Annotated in this window: 25 protein-coding genes; 14 read left to right on the forward strand and 11 right to left on the reverse strand. The window is 67.7% G+C overall.

Annotation, left to right across the window (positions count from 1 at the left end; genetic code table 11):
• Positions 1–60 precede the first annotated feature (60 nt).
• Positions 61–1,041: a quinone oxidoreductase family protein gene (locus GT347_RS21115; RefSeq protein WP_160554070.1), complete on the forward strand. Its 981-nt coding sequence runs from the start codon at positions 61–63 to the stop codon at positions 1,039–1,041.
• Here GT347_RS21115 and GT347_RS21120 read toward each other — a convergent pair.
• Positions 1,038–1,964, reverse strand: a complete 927-nt coding sequence (locus GT347_RS21120; RefSeq protein ID WP_160555464.1) for a LysR family transcriptional regulator — start codon at positions 1,962–1,964, stop codon at positions 1,038–1,040. The two genes, GT347_RS21115 and GT347_RS21120, sit on opposite strands and share 4 nt — an antisense overlap.
• A 73-nt stretch (positions 1,965–2,037) precedes the next feature.
• Between GT347_RS21120 and GT347_RS21125 the strand changes: the two genes are divergently transcribed.
• The gene (locus GT347_RS21125) at positions 2,038–3,051 is read left to right on the forward strand and encodes a bile acid:sodium symporter family protein (RefSeq protein ID WP_160554071.1); all 1,014 of its coding nucleotides are present in this window, start codon (positions 2,038–2,040) and stop codon (positions 3,049–3,051) included.
• A gap of 116 nt (positions 3,052–3,167) precedes the next feature.
• On the forward strand, positions 3,168–3,557 hold the full coding sequence (locus GT347_RS21130) for a response regulator (protein WP_160554072.1): 390 nt from the start codon (positions 3,168–3,170) through the stop codon (positions 3,555–3,557).
• A gap of 9 nt (positions 3,558–3,566) precedes the next feature.
• Here GT347_RS21130 and GT347_RS21135 read toward each other — a convergent pair whose 3' ends face one another.
• The 4 genes from GT347_RS21135 to GT347_RS21150 form a co-directional block, all read right to left on the reverse strand.
• Positions 3,567–5,237 carry a Na/Pi cotransporter family protein gene (locus GT347_RS21135; RefSeq protein WP_160554073.1) on the reverse strand — a complete coding sequence of 557 codons (1,671 nt, stop codon included), beginning with the start codon at positions 5,235–5,237 and terminating at the stop codon, positions 3,567–3,569.
• 14 nt (positions 5,238–5,251) lie between these two features.
• On the reverse strand, positions 5,252–5,770 hold the full coding sequence (gene lspA / locus GT347_RS21140; protein ID WP_160554074.1) for a signal peptidase II: 519 nt from the start codon (positions 5,768–5,770) through the stop codon (positions 5,252–5,254).
• Positions 5,770–8,679 carry an isoleucine--tRNA ligase gene (gene ileS / locus GT347_RS21145; protein ID WP_160554075.1) on the reverse strand — a complete coding sequence of 970 codons (2,910 nt, stop codon included), beginning with the start codon at positions 8,677–8,679 and terminating at the stop codon, positions 5,770–5,772. The genes lspA and ileS overlap by 1 nt, the downstream gene beginning before the upstream one ends.
• A 143-nt stretch (positions 8,680–8,822) precedes the next feature.
• Positions 8,823–9,884, reverse strand: coding sequence for a bifunctional riboflavin kinase/FAD synthetase (locus GT347_RS21150; protein ID WP_160554076.1), 1,062 nt, complete (start codon positions 9,882–9,884; stop codon positions 8,823–8,825).
• A 197-nt stretch (positions 9,885–10,081) separates the two neighbouring features.
• Here GT347_RS21150 and GT347_RS21155 point away from each other — a divergent pair, with 197 nt between their 5' ends.
• Complete coding sequence (locus GT347_RS21155) at positions 10,082–10,639, forward strand: HNH endonuclease (protein ID WP_160554077.1); 558 nt, start codon at positions 10,082–10,084, stop codon at positions 10,637–10,639.
• Here GT347_RS21155 and GT347_RS21160 read toward each other — a convergent pair.
• Positions 10,636–11,298: a YceH family protein gene (locus tag GT347_RS21160; protein WP_160554078.1), complete on the reverse strand. Its 663-nt coding sequence runs from the start codon at positions 11,296–11,298 to the stop codon at positions 10,636–10,638. The two genes, GT347_RS21155 and GT347_RS21160, sit on opposite strands and share 4 nt — an antisense overlap.
• 50 nt (positions 11,299–11,348) lie before the next feature.
• On the opposite strand from GT347_RS21160, the gene purN reads away from it, so the two are divergent.
• Positions 11,349–11,936, forward strand: a complete 588-nt coding sequence (gene purN, locus GT347_RS21165) for a phosphoribosylglycinamide formyltransferase (protein WP_160554079.1) — start codon at positions 11,349–11,351, stop codon at positions 11,934–11,936.
• 4 nt (positions 11,937–11,940) lie between these two features.
• Here purN and GT347_RS21170 read toward each other — a convergent pair whose 3' ends face one another.
• Entirely contained in the window at positions 11,941–12,603 is a 663-nt protein-coding gene (locus tag GT347_RS21170; RefSeq protein ID WP_160554080.1) for a hypothetical protein, read from the reverse strand.
• A 179-nt stretch (positions 12,604–12,782) separates the two neighbouring features.
• Here GT347_RS21170 and GT347_RS21175 point away from each other — a divergent pair, with 179 nt between their 5' ends.
• From GT347_RS21175 to infA, 5 genes are all read left to right on the forward strand, one after another.
• Entirely contained in the window at positions 12,783–13,514 is a 732-nt protein-coding gene (locus GT347_RS21175) for a response regulator (protein ID WP_160554081.1), read from the forward strand.
• A 12-nt stretch (positions 13,515–13,526) separates the two neighbouring features.
• Positions 13,527–14,675 (forward strand): ATP-binding protein, encoded by a 1,149-nt coding sequence (locus GT347_RS21180; RefSeq protein WP_160554082.1) that lies wholly within the window; start codon positions 13,527–13,529, stop codon positions 14,673–14,675.
• A gap of 30 nt (positions 14,676–14,705) precedes the next feature.
• Positions 14,706–15,983, forward strand: coding sequence for an RsmB/NOP family class I SAM-dependent RNA methyltransferase (locus GT347_RS21185; RefSeq protein ID WP_160554083.1), 1,278 nt, complete (start codon positions 14,706–14,708; stop codon positions 15,981–15,983).
• Positions 15,984–16,135: 152 nt separating this feature from the next.
• On the forward strand, positions 16,136–17,350 hold the full coding sequence (locus GT347_RS21190) for a DesA family fatty acid desaturase (protein WP_160554084.1): 1,215 nt from the start codon (positions 16,136–16,138) through the stop codon (positions 17,348–17,350).
• Between the two features lie 260 nt (positions 17,351–17,610).
• Positions 17,611–17,856, forward strand: coding sequence for a translation initiation factor IF-1 (gene infA / locus GT347_RS21195; RefSeq protein ID WP_160555465.1), 246 nt, complete (start codon positions 17,611–17,613; stop codon positions 17,854–17,856).
• Between the two features lie 138 nt (positions 17,857–17,994).
• Here infA and rpmG read toward each other — a convergent pair whose 3' ends face one another.
• The 3 genes from rpmG to trxB form a co-directional block, all read right to left on the reverse strand.
• Complete coding sequence (gene rpmG / locus GT347_RS21200) at positions 17,995–18,165, reverse strand: 50S ribosomal protein L33 (protein ID WP_160554085.1); 171 nt, start codon at positions 18,163–18,165, stop codon at positions 17,995–17,997.
• 18 nt (positions 18,166–18,183) lie between these two features.
• The gene (gene rpmB / locus GT347_RS21205) at positions 18,184–18,417 is read right to left on the reverse strand and encodes a 50S ribosomal protein L28 (protein ID WP_160554086.1); all 234 of its coding nucleotides are present in this window, start codon (positions 18,415–18,417) and stop codon (positions 18,184–18,186) included.
• A gap of 175 nt (positions 18,418–18,592) precedes the next feature.
• Positions 18,593–19,552, reverse strand: a complete 960-nt coding sequence (trxB, locus tag GT347_RS21210; RefSeq protein ID WP_160554087.1) for a thioredoxin-disulfide reductase — start codon at positions 19,550–19,552, stop codon at positions 18,593–18,595.
• Between the two features lie 173 nt (positions 19,553–19,725).
• Between trxB and GT347_RS21215 the strand changes: the two genes are divergently transcribed.
• From GT347_RS21215 to GT347_RS21230, 4 genes are all read left to right on the forward strand, one after another.
• A complete protein-coding gene (locus GT347_RS21215; protein ID WP_160554088.1) occupies positions 19,726–20,439 on the forward strand; it encodes a Crp/Fnr family transcriptional regulator in 714 nt (237 codons plus the stop codon).
• 31 nt (positions 20,440–20,470) lie between these two features.
• Positions 20,471–22,825, forward strand: a complete 2,355-nt coding sequence (locus tag GT347_RS21220; protein WP_160554089.1) for a DNA translocase FtsK — start codon at positions 20,471–20,473, stop codon at positions 22,823–22,825.
• Positions 22,826–22,934: 109 nt separating this feature from the next.
• Positions 22,935–23,588 carry an outer membrane lipoprotein chaperone LolA gene (gene lolA, locus GT347_RS21225; protein WP_160554090.1) on the forward strand — a complete coding sequence of 218 codons (654 nt, stop codon included), beginning with the start codon at positions 22,935–22,937 and terminating at the stop codon, positions 23,586–23,588.
• Positions 23,589–23,659: 71 nt separating this feature from the next.
• Positions 23,660–25,390 carry a ClcB-like voltage-gated chloride channel protein gene (locus GT347_RS21230; RefSeq protein ID WP_407704114.1) on the forward strand — a complete coding sequence of 577 codons (1,731 nt, stop codon included), beginning with the start codon at positions 23,660–23,662 and terminating at the stop codon, positions 25,388–25,390.
• Here the strand turns inward: GT347_RS21230 and GT347_RS21235 are convergent.
• The gene (locus tag GT347_RS21235; protein WP_160554091.1) at positions 25,369–26,142 is read right to left on the reverse strand and encodes an alpha/beta fold hydrolase; all 774 of its coding nucleotides are present in this window, start codon (positions 26,140–26,142) and stop codon (positions 25,369–25,371) included. The two genes, GT347_RS21230 and GT347_RS21235, sit on opposite strands and share 22 nt — an antisense overlap.
• Between the last annotated feature and the right edge of the window lie 169 nt (positions 26,143–26,311).

A 26,311-nucleotide genomic window follows, 5' to 3' on the forward strand; every position in this document is an offset into this window, starting at 1 on the left:
GGATCCATGGCAGGATGCGGCGCATTTCCCCGCCATCCAGAACAGAGCAGGAGTCAACGCATGGTTCGCGCAGTCCGTATCGATCGCCACGGCGGTCCCGAAGAGCTTCAGCTGGTCGATCTCGAGGTGGGCGATCCCGGCCCCGGCCAGATCCGCATCCGCCACCGTGCGATCGGCCTGAACTACATCGACGTTTACCAGCGCAGCGGTCTCTATCCCTTCCCCATGCCGCTGACGCTGGGCATGGAGGGCGCGGGTGTGGTCGAGGCGGTGGGCGAGGGCGTGACCCACCTGAAGGAGGGCGACCGCGCCGTGTACTGCGGCTCGCCTCCGGGCAGCTACAGCGAGGCCCGGCTGATCCCCGCCGCCCTGGTCTGCCAGCTGCCCGATGCCATCTCCTTCGAGACCGGCGCGGCCATGATGCTCAAGGGCCTGACGGCGCAGTACCTGCTGAAGAAGACGCTGCCGATGGAAGGCCTGCAGCAGGGCGATTTCGTGCTTTTCCATGCCGCCGCCGGCGGCGTGGGCCTGATCGCCTGCCAGTGGGCGCGGCTGCTCGGCCTGCGGCTGATCGCCACCGCCGGCTCGCCCGAGAAGTGCCAGATGGCGCTGGACCACGGCGCCTCCCATGCCATCGACTACCGCCAGGAGGACTTCGCCGCGCGGGTCGCCGAGATCACCGGCGGCCAGGGCGTGAAGGTGGTGTACGACTCGGTCGGCAAGGACACCTTCGACAAGTCGCTCGAATGCCTGCGCCCCTTCGGCCTGATGGCCAGCTTCGGCAATGCCTCCGGCCCGGTGCCGCCCTTCGCGCCGGCCTCGCTGGCCAAGAAGTCGCTCTACCTCACCCGCCAGACCCTGTTCAACCACTACAACACACGCGAGCGGGCCCAGGCCATGGCCGACGACCTGTTCTCGGTGGTGGCCTCGGGCGAGGTGAAGATCGACATCCACCAGCGCTACCCGCTGGCCGATGTGCAGCAGGCGCACCGCGAGCTGGAAGCGCGCAAGACGACCGGCTGCTCGATCCTGCTGCCTTAAGCGCCCTGGGAGAAGTCCCAGCGGTCGGCGTCCGAGGGTTGCATCCGCGAGGCGATATCGGCCACCAGCGCCCACACCTGCTGGGCCAGCGGCGACAGGCTGCGGTGCTCGCGGTGCACCAGCATGATCTCCCGGTCGATGCGCGGCAGCAGCCTTCGCGCGACCAGCCCGGGTGAATGCCAGGAGGCCAGCGCCAGCGCCGGCAGCACCGCCACGCCGATGCCCGATTCGACCATGCGGAACACGGTGGTTGGATGGCCCAGCTGCTGCACCACCTGCGGCGCCACGCCTTGCCGCGCCAGGGCCTCGTCGATCAGGCGGCGGCTGCCCGAGGCCTGGTCGAGCAGCACCAACGGATGTTCTGCCAGCCGGCTCCAGGCCACGTCGCCGCCCTGTGCCAGGGCATGGTCGGCGGGGCAGACCAGGCAGAAGGGCTCGCGCAGGATGGGCTCGCAGTGCAGGCCGGCGGGGTCGGCCGGGTCCACCACCACGCCGAAATCGACGGTGCCGGAACGCACGCTGTCCAGCGCGTCCTGCTGGATGCGGTCGAGCAGCACGATCTCGGTGCCGTCGGCGGCCGCGGCGGCGATGCAGGCCGGCATCAGCGCGGCGCTCAGCGTGGGGCTGCTGGCGACGCGTACCCGGCCGCGGCGCTGGCGGCCCAGGCCCTGCACATCGAGCAGGGCGGTGTCGAGTTCATCGAGCAGCCGCTCCAGGTGGGCGGCGAGCTGGCGGCCGGCGTCGGTGGGGGCGACTTCGCGGGTGGTGCGATCGAACAGCCGCAGGCCGAGCTGGTTCTCCAGCTCGGTCACGGCGCGGCTGACGGCCGGCTGCGTCAGGCCGATGCGGTCGCCGGCCCGGCTGAAATTGCGCTCGGCGGCCACCGCCTGGAACACGCGGAGTTGCTGCAGGCTGATATTCATCATGCCGAATCATAGATTCATCAGATAAATCCATTTCACACAGGCGGGCGAAAAAAGGATGATCGCCGCCACCATGAGCCGCCCCAAATACCTCCCCGACAACTTCACCTTCGCCCTGCTGGCGACGGTGCTGACCGCCTCGCTGCTGCCCGCCACCGGCGCCGGCACGCATTTCTTCGAGGTGCTGACCACCATCGCGATCGCGCTGCTGTTCTTCCTGCACGGCGCCAAGCTGTCGCGGGCGGCGGTGATCGCCGGCATCTCGCACTGGCGGCTGCACCTGCTGGTGGTGGCCTGCACCTTCGTGCTGTTCCCGCTGCTCGGCTTTGTGCTGAAGCCGGCGCTGAGCTGGCTGGTCACGCCGCAGCTCTATGTGGGCGTGATGTATCTCTGCGTGCTGCCGGCCACGGTGCAGTCGGCGATCGCATTCACCTCGATGGCGCGCGGCAACATCCCGGCGGCGGTGTGCAGCGCCTCGGCCTCCACGCTGCTGGGTGTGTTCATCACGCCGGTGCTGACCAATCTGCTGGTGGTGCCGCACAACAGCGGCTCCGGCTCGGCGCTGGACGGCATCGGCAAGATCGTGCTGCAGCTGGTCGTGCCCTTCATGGCCGGCCACCTGCTGCAGCCGCTGATCGGCGGCTTCGTCAAGCGCAATGCCAAGGTCATCAAGCCGGTGGACCAGGGCTCCATCCTGCTGGTGGTGTACACCGCCTTCAGCGCCGCGGTGGTCGAAGGCCTGTGGCGCCAGCTTCCGCTCAGCGCCTTCATCGGCCTGGTGGTGGTGTGCTGCGTGCTGCTGGCGGTGGTGCTGGTGTCCACGACGATGCTGGCGCGCAAGCTGGGTTTCTCGAAGGAGGACGAGATCACCATCGTCTTCTGCGGCTCCAAGAAGAGCCTGGCCAGCGGCGTGCCCATGGCCAAGGTGCTGTTCCCGGCGGCCATGGTCGGCCCGATGGTGCTGCCGGTGATGCTGTTCCACCAGATCCAGCTGATGACCTGCGCCATCCTGGCCCAGCGTTACGCCCGGCGCCCCGACACGCCGACCGCCATCGCCGCCGACGCGGCCGCGCGCAAGCTCGCCTGAGGGGTCTGTCCTACCCGGCCACGGCCGGGTGGCTTGCAGTAAGCCATGTAACGGCTCTTTAAAGTGGAACCTGGGAAGACTGCCCGGTGTGGGCGGTCTTCTCCTCAGGGATGGCCATGAAACTGCGCACCTACCTCATCGAAGACAACGCCGTCATCCGCGAAAACCTGTTGGCCACCTTGACCGAGCTGGCTGCCGTCGAAGCGATAGGCACCGCCGAAACCGAGCATGAAGCCGCTGCCTGGCTGCGCTCGCACAACGGCAATTGGGACCTGGCCATCGTCGATCTCTTCCTGCGCGAGGGCAACGGCCTGAACGTGCTGGCCGCGCTGGCGCAGCGGGCGCCACACCAGAAGATGGTGGTGCTGAGCAACCATGCCACGCTGGAGATGCGGCGCCGCTGCGAATCGCTGGGGGCGGATGCGGTGTTCGACAAATCCACCGAGATCGACGCGCTGCTCGACTACTGCGCGCTGCAGAAGGCCAGGGCCGAGCGCCCGCACTGAGCGCTGGGCTCAGCCCGGCGGCAGGATGTCGGCCTCGCTCACCACGCTGCGCAGGCGGTTGGGCGCCAGCACGCCGGCCGTCTCCAGGATGGGATAGGCGATCGAGCAGATGTGCGAGTTGATGCGTTTGAGGTCGCTGATCAGGTCGATGTGCAGCGAGCTGGTCTCGATGCTCTGCACCGTGTTCTCGGACAAGCGCTCCAGGTGCTTGCCCGCATAGGTGCGCTCCAGGTCGCGGAAGCGGGCCTTCTCCTCCAGCAGTTTCTGGGCATCGCGCACGCTGCCGTTGAGGAACACGCTCATGGACAGCCGGAGGTTGTCGATCAGCCGGGCATGCAGCTCGCTGATCTCGCCGATGCCGGCATCGGAGAAGTTGCGCGACTTGCGGATCTTGCGTTCCTCGATGTCGATCAGCACCCGCTCCACGATGTCGCCGATCTGCTCCATGTTGATGGTGAAGCTGATGATGTCAGTCCAGCGCCGGCTCTCTTCCTCGCCCAGCGCCTCGCGCGAGATCTTGGTGAGGTAGTACTTGATGGCCGAATACAGCTCGTCGACCGAATCGTCGAGCCGGCGCAGCTGGCCGGCCAGCTGCAGGTCGTTGTGACGGATCACCTTGAGCAGGCCGACCAGCATGGTCTCGACCAGGTCGGCCTGGTGCAGCGCCTCGCGGGCGGCGCAGGAGATGGCCAGCGAGGGGGTGGACAGGGCCGAGGGGTCCAGGTGCTGCACCCGGCCCGGCGTGGCCGGCTCCTGGCGGCGCGGCATCGCACGCTGCACCAGCCGGGCCACGGTGTCGGTCAGGCCGATGAAACCCACGCAGATGATGCCGTTGAAGGCCAGGTGGAAAAGCACCACGCCGTGCGAGGGAACCGCCATCACCGGCTGCACATAACGGATCCACAGCCCGACGAAGGGCGCCACCACCGCTACGCCCAGCAGCTTGAACGCCAGGTTGCCGACGGTCACCTGGCGCACTTCCACCGGCGACTTCGCGGTGGTCAGCACCGCCAGCACGCCGCTGCCGAGATTGGCGCCCAGCACCAGGCCGAGCGCCACGTCCATGGGCACGACGGTGGAGCTGGCCATGGCGGCGATCAGCAGCACGATGGCCAGGCTCGAATAGGCCACCACGGCGAGCGCGGCGCCCAGGGTGATTTCCAGCAGCAGGTCGCTGCCCAGCGAGCCGAGCAGGGCGCGCACGGCCGGCGCCGCCAGCAGCGGCTCGGTGGCCTCCACCACCAGGCGCAGGGCCAGCAGCATCAGGCCCAGGCCTATCATCACCCGGCCCACCCGCCCCGCGGTGCCGGCCTGGCGCGACACGAAAAGCACCACGCCGACGAAGATCAGCAGCGGCGACAGCCAGGAGAGATCGACCGAGAACAGCACCGACATCATGCTGGTGCCCACATCCGCCCCGCGCATCACGGCCAGCGCGGCCGGCAGGGTGATGAGGCCCTGGCCGACGAAGGACGAGGTCATCATCGAGGTGGCGGTGCTCGACTGCACCAGGGCGGTCACGCCGATGCCCGAGAGGGCGGCGCTGAAGCGGTTGCCCAGGCTGCGCGCCAGGATCTTGCGCAGCTTCTCGCCGAACACCCGCAGCACCCCCGTCCGCACCAGGTGCGTACCCCAGACGAGCAGCGCGATGGCCGCGAGCAGGTTCAGCAGGTGCTTCATCCGCCTTTTCTACTTCAGCGTCCGCGCCGCACGCGTATCAGTTCGTCCAGCACCAGGCAGATGGCGCCGACGGTGATGGCGCTGTCGGCCACGTTGAAGGCGGGGAAGTGGCGGCCGGCCAGGTGGAAGTCGAGGAAGTCGACCACGTAGCCGTGCATCAGCCGGTCGATGACATTGCCGATGGCGCCGCCCATGATCAGCGCCAGCGAGAAGGAGAACAGCTTCTGGCCCGCATGTGAGCGCAGCAGCCAGATGATGAAGCCGGCGGCCAGCACGCCGATGGCGGTGAACATCCAGCGCTGCCAGCCCGAGGAGTCGGCCAGGAAGGAGAAGGCCGCGCCGGTGTTGTGCGCCCGCACGATGTTGAAGAAGTTGGTGACGTGGTGCGCGTCGCCGAGCCGGTAGTAGCCCAGGATCAGGGTCTTGGTGAACTGGTCGGCGATGAGCACGATCAGCGCCAGGCCCAGCCAGGGCAGCAGGCCGGATGCGCCGCCGCTGCTGCGGCCGGCCGAAAGGGTCTTGCCGCGGGCCATTATGCGAACACCCGGTTTTCGCCGGCGCCGTAGAGGTTGCTGGTGCAGCGGCCGCAGATGGTGGGGTGGGCCGGGTCGATGCCCACGTCCTCGCGGTAATGCCAGCAGCGCTCGCACTTGGCGGCTTCGCTGGCTCGGGTCTCGATCTGCATCGTGTCGCCGGCGGCCAGTTCCACGGCCGAGGTGATGAAGACGAACTTCAGGTCCTCGCCCAGGCTGGCCAGGGCCTGCCAGAGTTCGCCGTGGGTGGCCATGGGCACGCTCAGGCGCACATTGGCCTGCAGCGAGGAGCCGACCTTGCCGTCGGCGCGCAGGACCTCGATGTCCTTGTTGACCATTTCGCGGGCCACGCGGATGCGCGCCCACTTGTCGAGCAGGGCGTTGCGCTCGGCGGCGTCGCCCTCGAACACGGCGTACTGCTCCAGGAAGATGGTCTCGCTGTTGCCGACGAACTTCCAGGCCTCCTCCGCGGTGAAGCTGAGGAAGGGCGCCATCCAGCGCAGCATGGCCTGGGCGATCTGCCAGAGCGCGGTCTGCGCGCTGCGGCGGGCCAGGGACTTCGGCGCGGTGGTGTAGAGCCGGTCCTTCAGCACGTCCAGGTAGAAGCCGCCCAGGTCTTCCGAGCAGTAGAGCTGCAGCTTGGCGACCACCGGATGGAATTCGTAGACCTCGTAGTGGGCCAGGATCTCTTCCTGGAACTGCGCGGCGCGGGCCAGGGCGTAGCGGTCGATCTCCAGCATCTCGGCCAGCGGCACGGCGTCGGTGGCGATGTCGAAGTCGCTGGTGTTGGCCAGCAGGAAACGCAGGGTGTTGCGGATGCGGCGGTAGGCATCCACCACGCGGGCCAGGATCTTGTCGTCGCCGGCGATGTCGCCGGAGTAGTCGCTGGCGGCCACCCACAGGCGGATGATCTCGGCGCCCAGCTTCTCGCTGGTCTTCTGCGGATCGACGCCGTTGCCCAGCGACTTGCTCATCTTGCGGCCCTGGCTGTCCACCGTGAAGCCATGGGTCAGCAGGCCCTTGTAGGGCGCGCGGTCGTTCATGGCGCAGGCGGTCAGCAGCGAGCTGTGGAACCAGCCGCGGTGCTGGTCGTGGCCTTCGAGGTACAGGTCGGCCTCGGGGCCGCTGGTGTGGTGGCCCTCGTCGCGCGCGCCGCCGCGGCTGATGCCGTCGTCGAAATGCGAGCCGCGCAGCACGTGGAAGTGGGTGGTGCCGGAGTCGAACCACACGTCCAGGATGTCGTTGCTCTTGGCGTAGTCGGCCGCTTCCGCGCCCAGGATGTCCTCGGCCGTGGCCTTGCTCCAGGCCTCGATGCCGCCCTTTGCGACCATGTCGGCCGCCTGGTCCATGATTTCCATGGTGCGCGGATGCAGCTCGCCGCTGGCCTTGTGCAGGAAGAAGGGCAGGGGCACGCCCCAGTTGCGCTGGCGCGAGATGCACCAGTCGGGCCGGCCCGAGATCATGTCGCGCAGGCGGGTCTTGCCGTTCTCGGGATAGAAGCCGGTCTGCTCGATGGCGTCCAGCGCCAGCTGGCGCAGGGTCTTGCCGGCCTTGTCCTTGGTGAAGACGCCTTCGCCCTCGTCCATGCGCACGAACCACTGGGCGGCGGCGCGGTAGATGACGGGCGTCTTGTGGCGCCAGCAGTGCGGATAGCTGTGGGTGATGGTGGCGGTGGCCATCAGGCGGTCGGCGGCGCGCAGGGCCTCGACGATCACCGGCGCGGCCTTCCAGATGAACTGGCCGCCGAACATGGGCAGTTCCTCGACATAGACGCCGGTGGCCTGCACCGGGTTCAGGATGTCGTCGTGCGAGAAGCCGTTGGCGATGCAGGAATTGAAGTCATCCACGCCGTAGGCCGGCGCCGAGTGCACGATGCCGGTGCCGTCGTCGGCCGTGGCGTAGTCGGCCAGGAAGACGGGCGAGAGGCGGCGGTAGCTGTATTCGCCGGTGCCGGGGTCGGCCACGTCGTGCAGCGGATGCTTGAACTGCAGGTTGGCCAGCTTCTCGCCGACGACGCTGGCCAGCACGGTGCCGCCCAGCTGATAACGTTCCAGGGCCTTCTCGACCAGGGCCGAGGCCAGGATCAGCAGGCCGCGTGAGGTGTCGACCAGCGAATACTCCAGCTCGGGATTGAGGTTGAGCGCCTGGTTGGCCGGGATGGTCCAGGCGGTGGTGGTCCAGATGACGGCGAAGGCGGGCTTGGCCAGCGACTCCAGGCCGAAGGCGGCGGCGAGCTTTTGCGGCTCGGCCGCTTCGAAGGCCACGTCGATGGTCTGCGACTGCTTGTCGGCGTATTCGATCTCGAACTCGGCGAGCGAGGAGCGGCAGTCGAAGCACCAGTAGACGGGCTTCAGGCCGCGGTAGACGAAGCCGCGTTCCATGATGCGCTTCAAGGCCCGGATCTCGTCGGCCTCGTTGCCGGGGTTCATGGTGAGGTAGGGGTCTTCCCAGTCGCCCAGCACGCCCAGGCGCTTGAAGTCCTTCTTCTGCAGCGCGACCTGCTCGGTGGCATAGGCGCGGCTCCTGGCCTGCACCTCGTCGCGGCTGAGGTTGCGGCCGTGCAGCTTCTCGATCTGGTTCTCGATCGGCAGGCCGTGGCAGTCCCAGCCCGGCACGTAGAGGGCGTCCATGCCCTTCAGCTGCCGGGCCTTGACGATCATGTCCTTGAGGATCTTGTTGACCGCATGGCCCATGTGGATCTGGCCGTTGGCATACGGCGGGCCGTCGTGCAGCACGAAGCGCGGCGCGCCGCAGCGGGCATCGCGCAGCTTCTTGTAGATGCCCTTCGTTTCCCACTCCTGCACCCAGCCCGGCTCGCGCTTGGGCAGGTCGCCGCGCATGGGGAAGGGGGTGTCGGGCAGGTTGAGCGTGGCGCGGTAGTCGGTCGGGGCGGCTTGGGATTCGGACATGTCGGGGGATCAGGTGATGCTGCAGGCGGGGCCTGCCAGGGCGCTCGGTTGCGCAGGGATTCGGCGAGAGGGATGGTCGGCGCGCACCCGGGGCCAGGACAGGGTGCGGGCGCGGTGCCGCAACCGGCACGGCTGGGCAGGCGTCAAATTCGGTCGCGCGTGGTCTGGCGGTGGGTCTGGCCATGGATGCGCTCGGCCGCGGCCTGGCGCTGGGCGGCGAAGAAGCCGCGCGCGTCTTCGCGGTCACGCGCGATACCGGCGGTCAGGGCGTCGAGGCTGGGGTAGCGCAGCTCGTCGTGCAGTTTGTGCAGCAGTTCCACCCGGATGATTTTACCGTAGGCCCCCTCGGAGCCCAGGGCGGCCGGCCAGTCCAGGCAATGGGTCTCCAGCAGCACCCGGCCGCCGTTGACGTCCGACGGGTCCAGCGAGGGCCGCACGCCCATGTTGGCCACGCCTTCGAGCGCCTGGTCGGCGAGGCCGAAGACCCGTACCGCGAAGATGCCCGCCGCGGCCGGCTTCCAGTGCGAGAAGCGCAGGTTGAGGGTGCGGAAGCCGTCGCCCGCGCCCAGGCTGCTGGCGCCCAGCTCGCGGCCGAGCTTGCGGCCGTGCACCACATGCCCGCTCAGGCTGTAGGGCCGGCCGAGCAGGCGCGCGGCCTGTTCCATCTGCCCGGCGGCCAGGGCCTCGCGCACGGCGGAACTGGACACCCGCAGGCCGCGCACCTCGTAGCTGTTCATGCGCGCCACCTCGAAGCCGGCCTCGGCCGAGGCGGCGTCCAGCAGGGCGTAGTCGCCCGCGCGTTCGGTGCCGAAGCGGAAATCGTCGCCCACCAGCACATAACGCGCGCCCAGGCCCTGCACCAGCACCTCGTCGATGAAGCGCTGGGGCGACTGCGCGGCCAGGGCCGCGTCGAAAGGCAGGACCACGGCCTGATCGATGCCGCAGCGCGACAGCTCGGTGAGCTTGTCGCGCAGGGTGGCGATGCGCGCCGGCGCCAGGCTGGCCTTGCCGGCGAGCTTGGCGAAGTAGTCGCGCGGATGGGGCTCGAACGTCAGCACGCAGCTGGGCACGCCGCGGTGTTCTGCCTCGCTGCGCAGCAGGGCGAGCATGGCCTGGTGGCCGCGGTGCACGCCGTCGAAATTGCCGATGGTCACCGCACTGGCGGGAGCAACCCCCGGGTGGTGGAAACCGCGAAAGACCTTCATGGCTGCCTGTTCTTCTTGTTGACATCAGGCCCGCACACCCGCAGGGGATGGGCCTGGCTAGGACGCGAATCCGTCACGATACCTGTATATTGTGAGCCAGCGTTTGCAGGTGCCTGGCAAGCCCCGCATCCATCCGATCATCCGAGTGATTTGCCGGCGTTCGACCTGCGGGGGCCGGCTTCGAAAGGAGCTGTGTCGTGAAGGTATTGAAGCTGTCGGCCCAGGGACTGCCCCAGTCCTGGATCAGCCTGCAACAGGCGGTGATCCACTATGCGGCCGGCGAGGTGCGCTGGGAGTCCGGTGCCGAGATCGCGGTCTTTCGCGGCGGCACCAACGCGATCACCGGCCTGCAGTCGACGATCGCCATCAACAGCATCATCGGCACCCGGGGCGTGCCGCGCATCAACCCCTTCCAGATGCGCCCGGGGCTGACCAACGCCAAGCTCTTCGCCCGCGACCGCAACATCTGCGCCTACTGCGGCGAGCTGTGCGAGGAGGCCGAACTCACCCGCGAACACATCGTGCCCTTCGCCCAGCGTGGTCCGGACACCTGGATGAACGTGGTCACCGCCTGCCGCGCCTGCAACCACCGAAAGAGCAGCCGCACGCCCGAGCAGGCCGGCATGCCGCTGCTGTACGCGCCCTACGTGCCCAGCCTCTGGGAGGACTTCATCCTGCGCAACCGGCGCATCCTGGCCGACCAGATGGAGTTCCTGATGGCGCATGTGCCGGCTTCTTCCCGATTGGCGATCTAGCCGCCGCCGTGTTCCCGGTTGGTGGGAGTCAGGGCGAAGACCTGGGCCTTGAGCAGCTCCACCGCCTCTTCCAGCGCGGCGACGCGGGCTGCGAGGGCGGCCGATGCGGGCGCGGCCTCGGCCGATTCGCCGGATGCGTAGTCGGCCGGATCGACCGGTCCGCACAGCAGATGCACCCAGCGCGATTCCCGTGAGCCGGGCTGGCGCGGCAGTTGCTGCACCAGCGGGCCGCCGCGTTCCTCGGAGCGTTCGGCCAGTTCGTCCAGGAAGGCCTCCACCGAGGAGATGTCCGCGAAGCGGTGCCAGCGCTCGGTGTGGATGCGCAGCTCGCCCGGGGTGAGCGGGCCGCGCAGCATCAAAACGCCCAGGATGGCAGCGGCCGCGCCCGGCACGCCGATACCGCGTTCGGCGTTGTGTTCCCAGCGGGTGGCGCGGCCGCCGGTGGTGGAAAAGGCCAGGGTGAGGCCGCGCAGCTCGTCCAGGGCTTCCTGGGCCAGACCGTCGGTGATCGGCGGCATGGGTTCGCGGCTGGATTTCTGGTTGCAGCCGGCGACCACGCTGTTGAGCGTCAGCGGATAGCTGTCGGGCACGGTGCGGGCTTTTTCCATCAGCGTGCCGAGCACGCGGGCTTCGATCGGGGTGAGCGGGCGCAGGGGCATGGTTCTCGGATCAAAAAGGCGAAGGGGCCGGACCGCGATAATGCCGCCCGATGAAAAGTGTGGTGATTCTGATCTCTGGCGCGGGCTCCAACATGCAGTCCATCGTGTCGGCTGCCTTGCGCGAGGACTGGGCGGGCCGGCATGGCGCCCGCATCGCGGCGGTGATCAGCAACCGGCCCGATGCCGCCGGCCTGGCCTGGGCGCGGGAACAGGGCATCGCGGCCGAGGCGGTGGACCACCGCGCCTTCGCTCGCCGGGAAGACTTCGACACCGCCCTGGCCGAGGCGATCGACCGGCATGCGCCGACGCTGCTGGTGCTGGCGGGTTTCATGCGCATCCTGGGCTCGGCCTTCGTGGCGCATTACGCGGGGCGCATGGTCAACATCCATCCCTCGCTGCTGCCGGCCTTCACCGGCCTGGATACGCACAAAAGGGCGCTGGAAGCCGGCTGCACCGTGCACGGCGTGACCGTTCATCGGGTCACCGCCGACCTCGATCTGGGGCCCATCCTGGGCCAGGCCGTGGTGCCGGTGTTGCCGGGAGACACGCCGGAGCTGCTCGCCGCGCGTGTGCTGGCGCAGGAGCACCGCCTCTATCCGCGGGTGCTGGCCGGACTGCTGTCCGGGGAAATAAGCTGAGCCTTCAGGCGACCGCGTCCACCGAGCCGCCGGTGCTGCTGCCGGTGGAGCCGCCGCTGCCCACCTGCTGGTACTGGCGCAGGATCTGCTGGGCCATCTGCGTGGAGTCGTAGCTCTGGCTGACGGCCTGCTGGGAGGTGGCCACCGGTGCTGCGGCGGAGCTGCCGCTGCTGCTGCTGCTGCCGGAGGAGAGGGAGGCCGTCGAGTTGTAGTCCTGGGCCATCGCCGGCACGGCATCCAGCGCCGCCTGGGCCATCTGCTGCAGCGCGGCGGTTTCGCTCTGGCCGACGCCATTGCCGTAGATGCCGATCTGGTCAACGCGTTTGGCCTGGGTGCTGGTGTCGCTGGTGTTGTCGCTGGCGTCGCGGGTGAACAGCGCGGGCGGCGGCGGCAGCCGGCTGGGGGCGGCGGTGGTCGAGGCGCTGCCGGTGTCGTACTGGCTCTGGTTGAGCTGCAGGTTGCTGTTGTTGTCCAGCCGCGCCAGGGTGCGGATCGTGTCGTCGCTGCTGTCGGTGGTGCCGGTGACGCTCTTCGAGCGGGACTCGGCCTTGTCCAGCACGGCCTGGAATTCGCTGCCGCCGCTGCTGCCGGTGCCGGCAGTGGACTTGGCGCCGCTCTTGTCGGCCCAGGCGCTGGTGCTGGAAGGAATCCCTTGGATGGTCGTCATGGCGTGTGTTCCTGCGGTCGCCGGATTCTGGGAACGGGCGGTAAGCTGAGTGTGTACGGCCCATGTGCGTTTTGATACAAAACCCCTCGCCGCGAGGGGATGTAGCCGGTATTGCATGGACTTATCCCCGGACCGCGGCCCTGGCGCACAAGTGCCTGGCCGGGGGAAAATACCGTGCTATGAACCAACGCCCCCACATCCTGGTGGTAGACGACGACCAGGAGATCACCACCCTGCTCAGCGACTACCTCGAACGCTTCGGTTTCACCGTACATACCGCTGTCGACGGCAAGACCATGCGCGAGCAGATCGCGCGCCAGGCGATGGACATGGTGGTGCTCGACGTCATGCTGCCCGGCAGCGACGGCCTGATGCTGGCCCGCGAGGTGCGCCAGCATTCGCGTGTGCCCATCATCATGCTGACCGCGCGCACCGGCACGCACGACCGGGTGGTCGGCCTGGAACTCGGCGCGGACGACTACATGGGCAAGCCCTTCGAGCCGCGCGAGCTGGTCGCCCGCATCAACACCGTGCTGCGCCGCATCCCGGCCGGCAGCGGCGTCCAGGGCAGCGACGACGGCGTGGTGCGTTTCGACGGCTGGGAGCTGCGCCGTGACGAGCGCCGGCTGACCTCGCCGGACGGGCTGGTGGTGCCGCTGTCGAATGCGGAATACCGGCTGCTCACCACCTTCCTGTCGATGCCGCGCCGCATCTTCAGCCGCGACCAGCTGATGGAGCGGGCCCGCGGCCGCACCATGGAGAACTTCGAGCGCAGCATCGACCTGCTGGTCTCGCGCCTGCGCCAGAAGCTGAGCGACGATCCGCGCGCGCCTTCCATGATCCGCACCGTGCGCGGGGCGGGTTATGTCTTCGACGTGCGTTCGGTCCAGCCGCAGGTCGGCATGCACTAGGGCCTAGCCGCCATGAAACTCCTGCGGGCCGCCAAGACACGCGTGGCGGCGCTGGCCATGCGTGCATTGCCCTCCAGCCTGTTCGGCCGGCTGGCGCTGCTGCTGTTCGTGGTGGTGCTGGCCAGCCATGCGCTGGTGCTGACGGTCATGGTGGAGTTCCACCCCTGGCCCGGTTTCGACGGACCGCCGCCGTCGTTCGAGGCAGGGCAGGGCGCGGCCTCCGGTACCCGCGCGGATCCCGGCACGCGGCCCCCGCAGCCGCCCGGCACCTTCGCGCACGGCCCGGGCGGCATGCCGATCGATGCCGGCATGCTCTTCGACATCGGCGTGCGCCTGACCGCCCTGCTGTTCGCCGCCTGGATCGGCGCGCGCTGGCTGTCCGAGCCAGTGCAGCGCCTGGCCGATGCGGCACGCGACTTGGGCGGCGACATCAACCGCCTGCCGCTGGCCGAAGCCGGCACCACCGAATGCCGCGAGGCCACACGGGTCTTCAACGGCATGCAGGCGCGCATCCAGCGCCAGATCGCCGACCGCGACCGTTTCGTCGCCGCCGTGTCGCACGACCTGCGCACGCCCCTGACCCGGCTGCGCCTGCGCGCTGAATCCCTGCCCGACGAAGAGGACCGCAGCAGCTTTCGCCGCGACATCGCCGAGATGGACGCCATGATCCGCGACACGCTCGACTACCTGCTGGGCGTGGCCCAGGCCGAGGCCAGCGTGCGCCTGGACGTCGAGGCGCTGGTCTGCAGCTTCGCCGACGACCATGCCGACGCAGGCCTGCCCGGCAGCATCGCCGTGAGCGGCTCGGCCGCGCCCATGTTCGGCCAGCCGGGCGCGCTGCGCCGCTGCATCGGCAACCTGATCGAGAACGCGCTGCGCTACGGCGGCGATGCTGAAATCATGCTCAAAGACACGCCGCAGGCGCTCAGCATCGCCATCGCCGATCGCGGCCCCGGCCTGGCGCCGGAAGAACTCGAGAACGTGACCAAGGCCTTCTACCGGGTGGAGTCCTCGCGCAACCGGCATTCGGGCGGCGTGGGGCTGGGCCTGTCGATCGCGCAGGAAATCGCCCAGCGCCACGGCGGCAAACTGCTGCTTTCCAACCGCGAAGGCGGCGGCCTGATCGCCGAATTGCAGTTCGCGCGTAACGCCGCGGCCTGATTTCCGGCCGGGGTGGGACAATCGGGGGCTATGCATCCCAACGCCCTACTGGACGCCTGCGCCGAACTCGTCGGCCGCGTCCTCGTCTTCGATCACCCGGCCGACGCGGTGGTCTCCAAATTCTTCCGGGAAAACCGTGCCCTGGGCCCGCGCGAGCGCGCCACCCTGGCCGAGACCACCTACAACGTGCTGCGGCGCAAGCTGCTCTTCGAATACCTGGCCCGTTCCGGCGCCGGGCCGAAGGGGCGGCGCCTGGCGATCCTGGGTTTCCATGGCCCGCGCGAATTCCTGCGCAGCGCCCTCAACGACAGCGAGCGCAACTGGCTGGACCAGTGCGATGCGGTCAAGCCCTCCGAGCTGATGGAGCCGCACCGCCACAATCTTCCCGAGTGGATGGCCGCGCCGCTCAAGGCGCAGATCGGCAACACGGCCTTCTGGGCCCTGGCCGAGAAGCTGCAGCAGCCGGCCCCGCTGGACCTGCGGGTGAACGTGCTGCAGGCCAAGCGCGCCGACGTCCAGGCAGAGCTGAAGAAGGCCGGGATCAAGGCCGAGGCCACGCCGTATTCGCCATGGGCGCTGCGCATCGACGGCAAGCCCGCGCTCACCAAGCTCGATGTCTTCACCCGCGGCGCGATCGAGGTGCAGGACGAAGGTTCGCAGCTGCTGGCCCTGCTGCTCGACGCGCACCGCGGCGAGATGGTGGTCGATTTCTGCGCCGGCGCCGGCGGCAAGACGCTGGCCATCGGCGCCACCATGCGCAACACCGGCCGGCTGTATGCCTTCGACGTCTCCGGCCACCGGCTGGACGCGCTCAAGCCGCGGCTGGCGCGCAGCGGCCTGTCGAATGTGCATCCGGCGGCGATCGCGCACGAGCGCGACGAGCGGGTCAAGCGCCTGTCCGGCAAGATCGACCGGGTGCTGGTCGACGCCCCCTGTTCCGGCCTGGGCACCACCCGCCGCAATCCCGACCTGAAATGGCGCCAGTCGGCCGAAGGCATCCAGGAACTGGCGCTCAAGCAGGCCGCCATCCTGGCCAGCGCGGCGCGTCTGGTGAAGCCGGGCGGCCGCCTGGTCTATGCCACCTGCAGCGTGCTGGCCGAGGAGAACGAGGCGATCGCCGAAGCTTTCAGCGCCGCGCACCCCGATTTCGTGCTGCAGCCGGCGGCCGACCTGCTGACCCAGCTCAAGGTCGCCGATGCCGAAAAACTCTGCGCCGGCCCCAACCAGGGCCGCGACTACCTGCGCATGTGGCCCCATCTGCACAACACGGACGGCTTCTTCGCGGCGGTCTGGATGCGCAAAGCTTGATCTCGATCAAGCAGTAAAGACCTGCAAACCCCGGGTCATGCCCCTTTAAACAGGCGGCCGAGCCCTAAAATCAGGGATGCCGAGAGAATCGGCGTACCCGGTCATCTTTTGACCCTCTACCCGACGGCGACCCCGTCCCAAGGCATCCACATATGGTTCTTTCCGACTCGGCTGTTCTCAGTGCCGCTATCGATTGGCTCGGCAACGGTTTGCTGAACTGGTCCTGGTGGGAGATCCTGCTGTACACGCTGGTGACCACCCATTTCACCATCGTCGGCGTCACGGTCTTCCTGCACCGGGCACAGGCGCACCGGGCGCTGGACCTGCACAAGATCCCCTCGCACATCTTCCGCTTCTGGCTGTGGATCGGCACCGGCATGGTGACGCGCGAATGGGTGGCGATCCACCGCAAGCACCACGCCAAGTGCGAGACGGAAGAAGACCCGCACAGCCCGCAGACCCGCGGCATCGACACCGTGATGTGGCGCGGCGCCGAGCTCTACCGTGCGGAAGCCAAGAACAAGGAAACCATCGCCAAGTTCAGCCACGGCGTTCCGAACGACTGGATCGAACGCAACCTCTACAGCCGTTTCGGCTGGCAGGGCGTGGGCCTGATGCTGATCCTGAACATCGCCATGTTCGGCGCCCTGGGCGCCACCGTCTGGGCGGTGCAGATGCTGTGGATCCCTTTCTGGGCCGCCGGCGTCGTCAACGGCCTGGGCCACTACTGGGGCTACCGTAACTTCGAAGCCACCGACGCCAGCACCAACCTGTCGCCCTGGGGCATCATCATCGGCGGCGAAGAGCTGCACAACAACCACCACACCTATCCGACCTCGGCCAAGTTCTCGGTCAAGCCCTACGAGTTCGACATCGGCTGGCTCTACATCTCGCTGCTGCAGAAGGTGGGCTGGGCGACCGTCAAGAAGACCGCTCCCAAGCTGCAGACCGGCGAAATCAAGCCCGTGGCCGATGAGAAAACCCTGGAGGCGCTGATCGCCAACCGCTACGAGGTGATGGCCCGTTACGCCCGCGGCGTGCGCCGTGCCACCCGCGACGAGCTGGCAGTGCTGAAGGCGAAGCAGGCCGACATGACCACGCTGACCACCGCCAAGCGCTGGCTGCACCGCGATGCGGAAAAAGTGCCCGCTACCGTGCTGCCCCACATGGAGCAGGCGCGTGCGGCTCACCCGGTGCTCGACAAGATGCTGACCATGCGCGAAGAGCTGCGCCAGATGTGGCTGAGCACCACCCAGTCGCGCGAGCAGCTGACCACCGAGCTGCAGGCCTGGTGCCGCCGCGCCGAGGAGAGCGGTATCGCCGCGCTGCGCGATTTCTCGATCAGGCTGCGCGCCGCCCACGCTTAAGCGCTGGCCATCCTCCCGAAAAGCCAGGGTCCTGCGGGCCCTGGCTTTTTTTTGCCCTGCGCGCGCGTGTCTGTTGTTTTGAGGTGCCCGGCATGATTCCCATGGCGTTCACGCTGGTGATCCGGCCGCTTATAATTCTGGGTTACTCGCTCCTTTTCCCGTGGGGGCGATATCTGCAAGATTTTCATTGTGCCCGTCGGGCGGAGTTGTCGGTTCGAGCGTCGACACGGGATGGCGCTCCACCCAATGCGAAAGACTACATGGCAAAAGAGGAACTGATCGAGATGCGCGGAAAGGTGGACGAAGTCCTGCCTGACTCCCGTTATCGGGTCACCCTGGAAAACGGCCACCAGCTGGTGGCCTATACCGGCGGCAAGATGCGTCGCCACAACATCCGCGTGATCGCCGGCGATGCGGTTTCGCTGGAGATGTCTCCCTACGACCTGAGCAAGGGCCGGATCGTGTTCCGCCACATTGCCGGCCGCCCGCCGATGGGTCCTCGCTGAGGCTGAGGTCTCCACCCGCCCCATGAAGAAGCTGCCCGAGGGCGGCTTTTTTGTTGGGCCATCCGCTGGCTGAAAACGGCGGGCAATAAAAAAGCCGCCTGCTGTGACGCGGCGGCTTTTTCGAGGAACCAGGCTGAATTACTTCAGCTTGATTTCCTTGTACTCGACATGCTTGCGAGCCTTGGGGTCGAACTTCGAGATCGACATCTTTTCAGGCATCGTTTTCTTGTTCTTGGTGGTGGTGTAGAAGTGGCCGGTTCCAGCAGTGGATTCCAGCTTGATCTTTTCGCGTCCGCCTTTGGTTGCCATGGTGCAGTGCTCCTAGGTTCAGGCTTGGCCGCGTGCGCGCAGGTCTGCGAGCACGGCGTCGATGCCGTTCTTGTCGATCAGGCGCAGTGCGGCGCCGGAAACGCGCAGGCGAACCCAGCGGTTTTCGCTCTCGACCCAGAAACGACGGTATTGCAGGTTCGGGAGGAACCGGCGCTTGGTCTTGTTGTTGGCGTGGGAAACATTGTTCCCCGTCATCGGGCCCTTGCCCGTTACTTCACATACGCGTGCCATTGAAGTCACTCCGATATCTAACGGTCGCCATGGATAAACACGACGACCTCACCTCGCCAGGTATGGGTGGCGGTAACCCCGGATTTACCGGAACGCTGCGGGGCAAAAAGCACCCGCTTGATTCAGCAAAGCCCGCGATTATAGCCTGCGCAGCGAAGCCGGCAAGCCGCAGCCCTCAGACCAGGCTTTCCTGCTCCAGGAAACGCTGGGCATCGAGGGCGGCCATGCAGCCGGTGCCGGCGCTGGTGATGGCCTGGCGGTAGACGCTGTCCTGCACATCGCCGGCGGCAAAAACGCCCGGCACGCTGGTCATGGTGGCGAAGCCCTGCAGGCCCGAGCGGGTGATGAGGTAGCCGTCCTTCATGTCGAGCTGGTTCTGGAACAGCTCGGTATTGGGATGGTGGCCGATGGCGATGAAGCAGCCCTGCAGCTTCAGCTCCTCGGTACTGCCGCTGACCATATGCTTCAGGCGCACGCCGTTGACGCCGGACGGGTCGCCCAGCACCTCGTCGAGCACCGAATGCACCTTCAGCTCGATCTTGCCGGCCGCGACCTTCTCGGCGAGCTTGTCGAGCATGATCGGCTCGGCGCGGAACTTGTCGCGGCGGTGCACCAGATAGACCTTGCTGGCGATGCCGCTGAGGTAGAGCGCCTCCTCGACCGCGGTATTGCCGCCGCCGACCACGCAGACCTCCTGGTCGCGGTAGAAGAAGCCGTCGCAGGTGGCGCAGCCGGAGACGCCGCGGCCCATGAAGGCGGTTTCCGAGGGCAGGCCCAGGTACTTGGCCGATGCGCCGGTGCAGATGATCAGCGTGTCGCAGGTGTATTCGCCGCCGTCGCCGGTGAGCTTGAAGGGCCGCTCGCTGACATCGACCTTGTTGATGTGGTCGAACACCACCTTGGTGTTGAAGCGCTCGGCATGCTCCAGGAAGCGCTGCATCAGCTCGGGGCCTTGCACGCCGTGCACGTCCGCCGGCCAGTTGTCGACCTCGGTGGTGGTCATCAGCTGGCCGCCCTGGGCCATGCCGGTGATCAGCAGGGGCTGCAGGTTGGCGCGGGCCGCGTACACGGCGGCGGTGTAGCCGGCAGGGCCGGAGCCGAGGATGAGGACTTTGGCGTGCTGGGGTGTGGACATAATCGGTGCTGTTGTAGGCCGGAACCCGTCGCGGGCTGAGTGCCGGACGGTACGCGAGGCGCGCAGTATGAACTTCCCAGATGCGCCGGGCGCAGTGAGAATTCAATCGGCCCAATTGTAAGAAACGATCCGAGACACGATCCGACCAAGAGCTGCTGGAGGCTCCACACCCCATGGCCATCGTCACCGAACTTGATTTGCTGCGCAGGGTGCCCTTGTTCGGGCTGCTGACCGCGGAGCAGGCGCAGTTTCTATCCACCTCCGTATCCAAGCGGCGCTTCCGGCGCGGCGAGGCGCTGGTCGAGCGCGGCCAGCGCTCGGATGCTTTTTTTGTGCTGATCTCCGGCCGCGCCCGGGTGATCGTGGCCGACGAGCGCGGCCGGGAAGTCATCTTCGCCAGCCTGCGTCCCGGCGACCCGGTCGGCGAGATGAGCCTGATCGACGGCGAGCCCCATTCGGCCACGGTGCAGGCCGAGACGCAGACCGATGTGCTGGCGCTGGACCGCGAGGCCTTCCTGCGCTGCCTGCCGCCGGAAGGCTCGGTGGGCCATGCGGTGCTGGTGGGGCTGGTCCGGCGTCTTCGCAAGGCCGACCGCTCCATCGAATCCCTGGCCTTGATGGATGTCTACGGCCGCGTCGCACGGGTGCTGATGGATGGCGCCGCGCCCTCGACGGAGGGCGAGGGCATGGTGGTCGAGAAGGTGACGCGCCAGGACATCGCCAAGATGGTCGGCGCCTCCCGCGAAATGGTCAGCCGGGTGATGAAGGACCTGGAGGAGCGCGGTTTCGTCGAGGTGCGCGACGACGGCTCCATGCTGCTGCACGAGGGCCGGCTTTCCAGCATGACGGACCTGTCGGGCCCGGCCCGGACCGAGGACGCGGCGTGAGGGCATGCGGTAAGCTTGCCCACGCTCACCTATGACCTATTCCCTCGATACCCTCAATGCCCGCGGCAGCAAGTCCCGGGCGCCCGAACGCAGCGCGGCGGGCGGCTTCGGCCACGAACTCGCCTTGCTGGTCGGCCTGATCGCCATGGCCTTCTGGCTGATCGCCATGCTGAGTTATTCCGCCCTGGACCCGGCCTGGTCCACCACCGGCGCCCCCGCGGCGAAGGCGGTGAACAACTGGGGCGGCCGCGTCGGCGCGGTGCTGGCCGATGCCAGCTACTTCCTGCTGGGCTTTTCCGTGTGGTGGTGTTTCGCCGCCGCGGTGCGCGCCTGGCTGGCATCGCTGGCCCGCTGGATGCGCGGCGGCGCCGCGCCTGATGTGGAGCGTTCCTGGACCCTGCACCGCGGCGTGTTCTGGGTCGGCCTGGTGCTGCTGATGTGTTCCAGCACCGCGCTGGAATGGACCCGCCTCTACCGTTTCGAAGGCCTGCTGCCCGGCCGGCATGCCGGCGGCGTGCTGGGCTTCGTGACCGGCCCGGCGGCGATGCGCTGGCTGGGCTTCACCGGTTCGGGCCTGCTGTGCATCGTGCTGGCGGTGGTGGGCTCCTCGCTGGTGTTCCGTTTCTCCTGGGGCCATTTCGCCGAGCGCCTGGGTGCGCGCCTGTACTCGGTCGTGCAGACACGGCGTGAACAGCGCGAGGTCGCCGAGGACAAGGCCGTCGGCAAACGCGCCGCCCGCGAGCGCGAGGAAGTCGTGATCGAGGAGCGGGCCGAGATCGATCACCACCCGGTGCGCACCCCGCCGGTGCTGACCGAGCCGGTGATGGCGGCCGAGCCCGTCATCAGCGAACGTGTCGCCAAGGAGCGCCAGAAGCCGCTCTTCACCGAGATGCCCGACAGCAGCCTGCCGCAGATCGACCTGCTCGACGCCGCGCTGCAGCGCCAGGAAACGGTGGCGCCCGAGACGCTGGAAATGACCAGCCGCATGATCGAGAAGAAGCTGAAGGACTTCGGCGTGCAGGTGCATGTGGTGGCCGCCTCGCCCGGCCCCGTCATCACCCGCTACGAGATCGAGCCGGCCACCGGCGTGAAGGGCTCGCAGGTGGTGAACCTGGCCAAGGACCTGGCGCGCTCGCTCTCACTGGTGTCGATCCGGGTGGTGGAGACCATCCCGGGCAAGAACTTCATGGCGCTGGAGCTGCCCAATGCCAAGCGTCAGACCATCCGCCTGTCCGAGATCCTGGGCTCGCAGGTCTACCACGACGCCAAGTCGCTGCTGACCATCGCGCTGGGCAAGGACATCATCGGCAACCCGGTGGTGGCTGACCTGGCCAAGATGCCGCACGTGCTGGTGGCCGGCACCACCGGCTCGGGCAAGTCGGTGGGTATCAACGCCATGATCCTCAGCCTGCTCTACAAGGCCGATGCGCGCGACGTGCGGCTGCTGATGATCGACCCCAAGATGCTGGAAATGTCGGTTTACGAAGGCATTCCGCACCTGCTGGCGCCGGTGGTCACCGACATGCGCCAGGCCGCGCACGGCCTGAACTGGTGCGTGGCCGAGATGGAGCGCCGCTACAAGCTGATGAGCAAGCTGGGCGTGCGCAACCTGGCCGGCTACAACGTCAAGATCGACGAGGCCAAGGCGCGCGAGGAGTTCATCTACAACCCCTTCAGCCTCACACCCGACAGCCCCGAGCCGCTGGAGCGCCTGCCGCACATCGTGGTGGTGATCGACGAACTGGCCGACCTGATGATGGTGGTCGGCAAGAAGATCGAGGAACTCATCGCCCGCCTGGCGCAGAAGGCGCGCGCCGCCGGCATCCACCTGGTGCTGGCCACCCAGCGGCCCAGCGTGGACGTGATCACCGGCCTGATCAAGGCCAACATCCCGACGCGGATCGCGTTCTCGGTCGGCTCCAAGATCGACAGCCGCACCATCCTCGACCAGATGGGCGCCGAGGCGCTGCTGGGCATGGGCGACATGCTCTACATGGCCAGCGGCACCGGCTTTCCGGTGCGGGTGCACGGCGCCTTCGTCAGCGACGAGGAAGTGCACCGCGTGGTGAAGTACCTCAAGGAGCAGGGCGAGCCCAACTACATCGAGGGTGTGCTCGAAGGCGGCACGGTCGACGGCGACAGCACCGACTATCCCGCCAGCGATGCCGACGCCGCCGCCGAGAAGGACCCGATGTACGACCAGGCCGTGGAGGTGGTGCTGAAGAACCGCAAGGCCAGCATCTCCCTGGTGCAGCGCCACCTGAAGATCGGCTACAACCGCGCCGCGCGCCTGGTGGAAGACATGGAGAAGGCCGGCATGGTCAGCCCTATGAACGGCGCCGGCCAGCGCGACATCCTGGTGCCGCAGCGGGCCGCCGAAGACTGAAGCCGGCGCTTCCCGGCCTCAGCGCTGTTACAAACCCTTTGCCCGACCTTCACGGCCGTCCGGCAACATGCCGTCATTGCCGATTTCGCCGGATGACACCGGATTTCCGATGAGCTCTCGTATTTCGTTCCTGTCGCGCCAGGGCCTGGTCCTGGCGGCCGCGCTGGCGCTGTCGCCGGCCTGGGCCGACGGCCTCTCCAGCCTCGAGAACTTCATGCGCACCGCCAAGAGCGGCCGTGCCGATTTCACCCAGGTCGTGAGCGCACCGGCGCGCGAAGGCGAGACGCCGCGCACCAAGAGGTCCGAAGGCACCTTCGAGTTCCAGCGGCCGGGGCGCTTCCGCTTCGTCTACACCAAGCCCTTCGCCCAGACCCTGGTGGCCGACGGCCGCTCGCTGTCGCTCTACGACGTGGACCTGCAGCAGGTGACGGTGCGCGACCAGGCCCAGGCGCTGGGCTCCACGCCGGCCGCCATCGTCGCGTCCAGCTCCGACATCAAGGCCCTGGAGAAGGATTTCACCCTGGCCGCGGAGCCCGACCGCGAAGGCCTGCAGTGGGTGCTGGCGACGCCGCGCAGCAAGGATGTGCAGCTGCAGTCGGTGCGTGTGGGCCTGCGCGGCGACCAGCTGGCCGAACTTGACATCCTCGACAGCTTCGGCCAGCGTTCGGTGCTCAAGTTCAGCAATGTGCAGGCCAATGCCAGCCTGCCGGCATCGACCTTCAACTTCACGCCGCCGGCCGGCGTGAGTGTCGTCAAGCAATAGGCCGCTGCCGCCCGATAATCGACGTTTGATCTTCCGGCGCGTCGGGCCTTGTACCTGACGCGCCTCGTGGCATGAAACGTCTGGTTGTGGTGCTGCTGGCCGTGCGGGCACGGCTGCAGCGGGTGTTCCGCATTTCCGAGTGGCAGATCCTGCTGCTCTGGTCCATCGTGGCCGGGGTGCTGGGCGCGCTGGCGACCGAGCTGTTCCGGCTGGCGCTGCATGCGGTCGATGTCGCGGTGCTGGGCAGCGGCGGCGGGCTGGTCGAGATCGCGCGCAGCCTGCCGGTATGGGCGCGTGTGCTGTCGCCCACCGTGGGCGGCCTCATCGCCGGCCTGTTGCTGGTGTGGGCGCGGCGTACCGCGGCTCAGAAGGCCACCTCCGACTACATGGAAGCCATCGTGCTCGGCGACGGCCGCATCCCCGTCGTGCAGACGCTGGCGCGCAGTGCCTCGTCCCTGGTCAGCATCGCCAGCGGCGGCTCGATCGGCCGCGAAGGCTCGATGGTGCAGCTGGCCGCCCTCTGCGCCTCGCTGCTGGGGCGCTGCTTCCGCTTTCCGGTGGCGCGGCTGCGGCTGATCGTGGCCTGCGGCGCGGCCTCCGGCCTGACCGCCGCCTACAACGCGCCGATCGCCGGCGCCTTCTTCGTCGCCGAGATCGTGCTGGGCTCCATCGCCATGGAAAGCGTCGGTCCGATCATGGTGGCCGCGGTGGTCGGCAATATCGTGATGCGCTGGCTGCCGGGTTATCAGCCGGTGTACGAGATGCCGGTGTTCCCCGAGATCCATGGCGTGGAGGTGCCACTCTTCGTGCTGCTGGGCGTGCTGGCCGGCGGCGGCGCGGCCCTGATGCTGCGTGGCCTGGCTGCCAGTCGCGCGGCGTTCGCGCGCCTGCCGGTGGCGCTGCCCTGGCGGCTGGCCATCGGCGGGCTGATCGTGGGCTGTATCTCGGTCTGGGTGCCCGAGGTCTGGGGCAACGGCTACAGCGTGGTCAACGCGGTGCTGCACTCGCCCTGGCCGTGGACGGCGCTGGTCGCGCTGCTGGTCGCCAAGGCGGCGGCGACGATGGCGACCACCGGCTCGGGCGCCGTCGGCGGCGTCTTCACGCCCGCGCTCTTCTTCGGTTGCCTGCTGGGCGCGCTGTTCGGCACCGGTGCGCACGCCCTGTGGCCGGGGCAGACCTCCGAGCCCTTTGTCTACGCCATCGTCGGCATGGCGGCGCTGCTGGCGGGAGCGGCGCAGGCGCCGATCATGGCGATCCTGATGGTTTTCGAGATGACGCTGAGTTACCAGGTCATGCTGCCCCTGATGGCAGGCAGCGTGGTGGCGTATTTCGTGGCGCGCTCGGCGCGGGTCGGCTCGATGTACGAGATCACGGTGCGAAGGCAGGCCCAGTTCGAAGAGCGGGAACGCCTGCGGGCCCAGCATGTGCGCGATCTTCTGGAGCCGGCGCAGACCGTGGTCGGGCCGGAAACCGGCGTGGAGGAGATGCGGCGGATGTTTCTGGAATATCCGGTGAAATACCTCTATCTGGTCGATGCGGCGGGACATTATCTGGGCGTGGTACCGCTCAAATCGTTGAATGCGGCGGATTTGAATCCTCAGCAGCCCGACATCGCCTTGTCTTTCGTGTCACAGGATATTGAGCCCTTGCACGCGGATATCGATCTGGAACAAGCGCTCGAGCGGCTTTTGCAGCACCGCGGTGAGCGCCTGCCGGTCATCGAAAGCCTGAAGAATCCGGTTTTGCTGGGTGTGGTGTCCAAATCGGCGGTATTGGCCACTTATGTCCGACTCAGCGCGTGAATGCGCTGGTGGTCAGCCGCGTCTTCCTGCTCGAATTTCAGCAACTCGCGGCTGAGTTCACGCGGCTGGTCGATCATGATGGCGTGGCCGCAGGAAAACCGGCGCACCCTCCATTGAGGCGCTCTTTCGAAGCGTTCGGCGAATGCGAGAAAAGGGCTGTCGGCCCAGCTGTCCGCCACGAAATAGGCGCGGCGCCGGGGCCGGGGCGGCCCGGCCAGCACCACCGGCATTTCGAAGGTCAACCAGGGCTGCGGGTGGCTGCGCCGATCCAGGGCGGCCTGGCGCGCGGGTGAAACACCGAAGATGCGGCAGGGCAGCGGCGCCAGCTCGCCCGCGCGCCGGCACGCCGTTCTGTCGCGGGCCATGCGCCTTGCATTGCCGTAGTCGCGCGCGCAGCTGCTGTTTTCGAGGATGCTGATGACCGAATCCCAATGCTGCGGCACGAATGCATCGATATACACCAGGGAGCGGATACGGCCCGGCATGCGGTCTTCCACCGCCGTGATCAGCATGCCGCCATATCCATGTCCGCAGAGAATGACATCTTCCAGTTCTTCGGCCTGCAGCACGCCGAGAATATCGAGTATGTGGGTTTCCAGGCTGATATCCGCCTGATTCAGGTGCGAGCGCTCGCCCAGGCCGGTGAGTGTGGGAGTAAATACTTCATGACCCGCGGCGCGCAGCACCCTGGCGGTATCCCTGAAAACCCAGGCACCCACCCAGGCGCCGTGAACGAGTACGAAGGTGGCCATGAATCACCGAATGTTGGGGAGGATAAATGCGCGGAAATCTGCGGCGAATCATGGCACGCGACGGAGAATTTTCAGCATTCGAATATGTTTCGTTAAACAGGCGATGTAATCAGATGTCCGACCGGCGCGGTTGCGGTCCCCATTCCGGCCGGGGGCGGGGCGGGGCACA

This window comes from Xylophilus rhododendri, assembly GCF_009906855.1.
GTDB classification, from domain to species: Bacteria; Pseudomonadota; Gammaproteobacteria; order Burkholderiales; family Burkholderiaceae_C; genus Xylophilus; species Xylophilus rhododendri.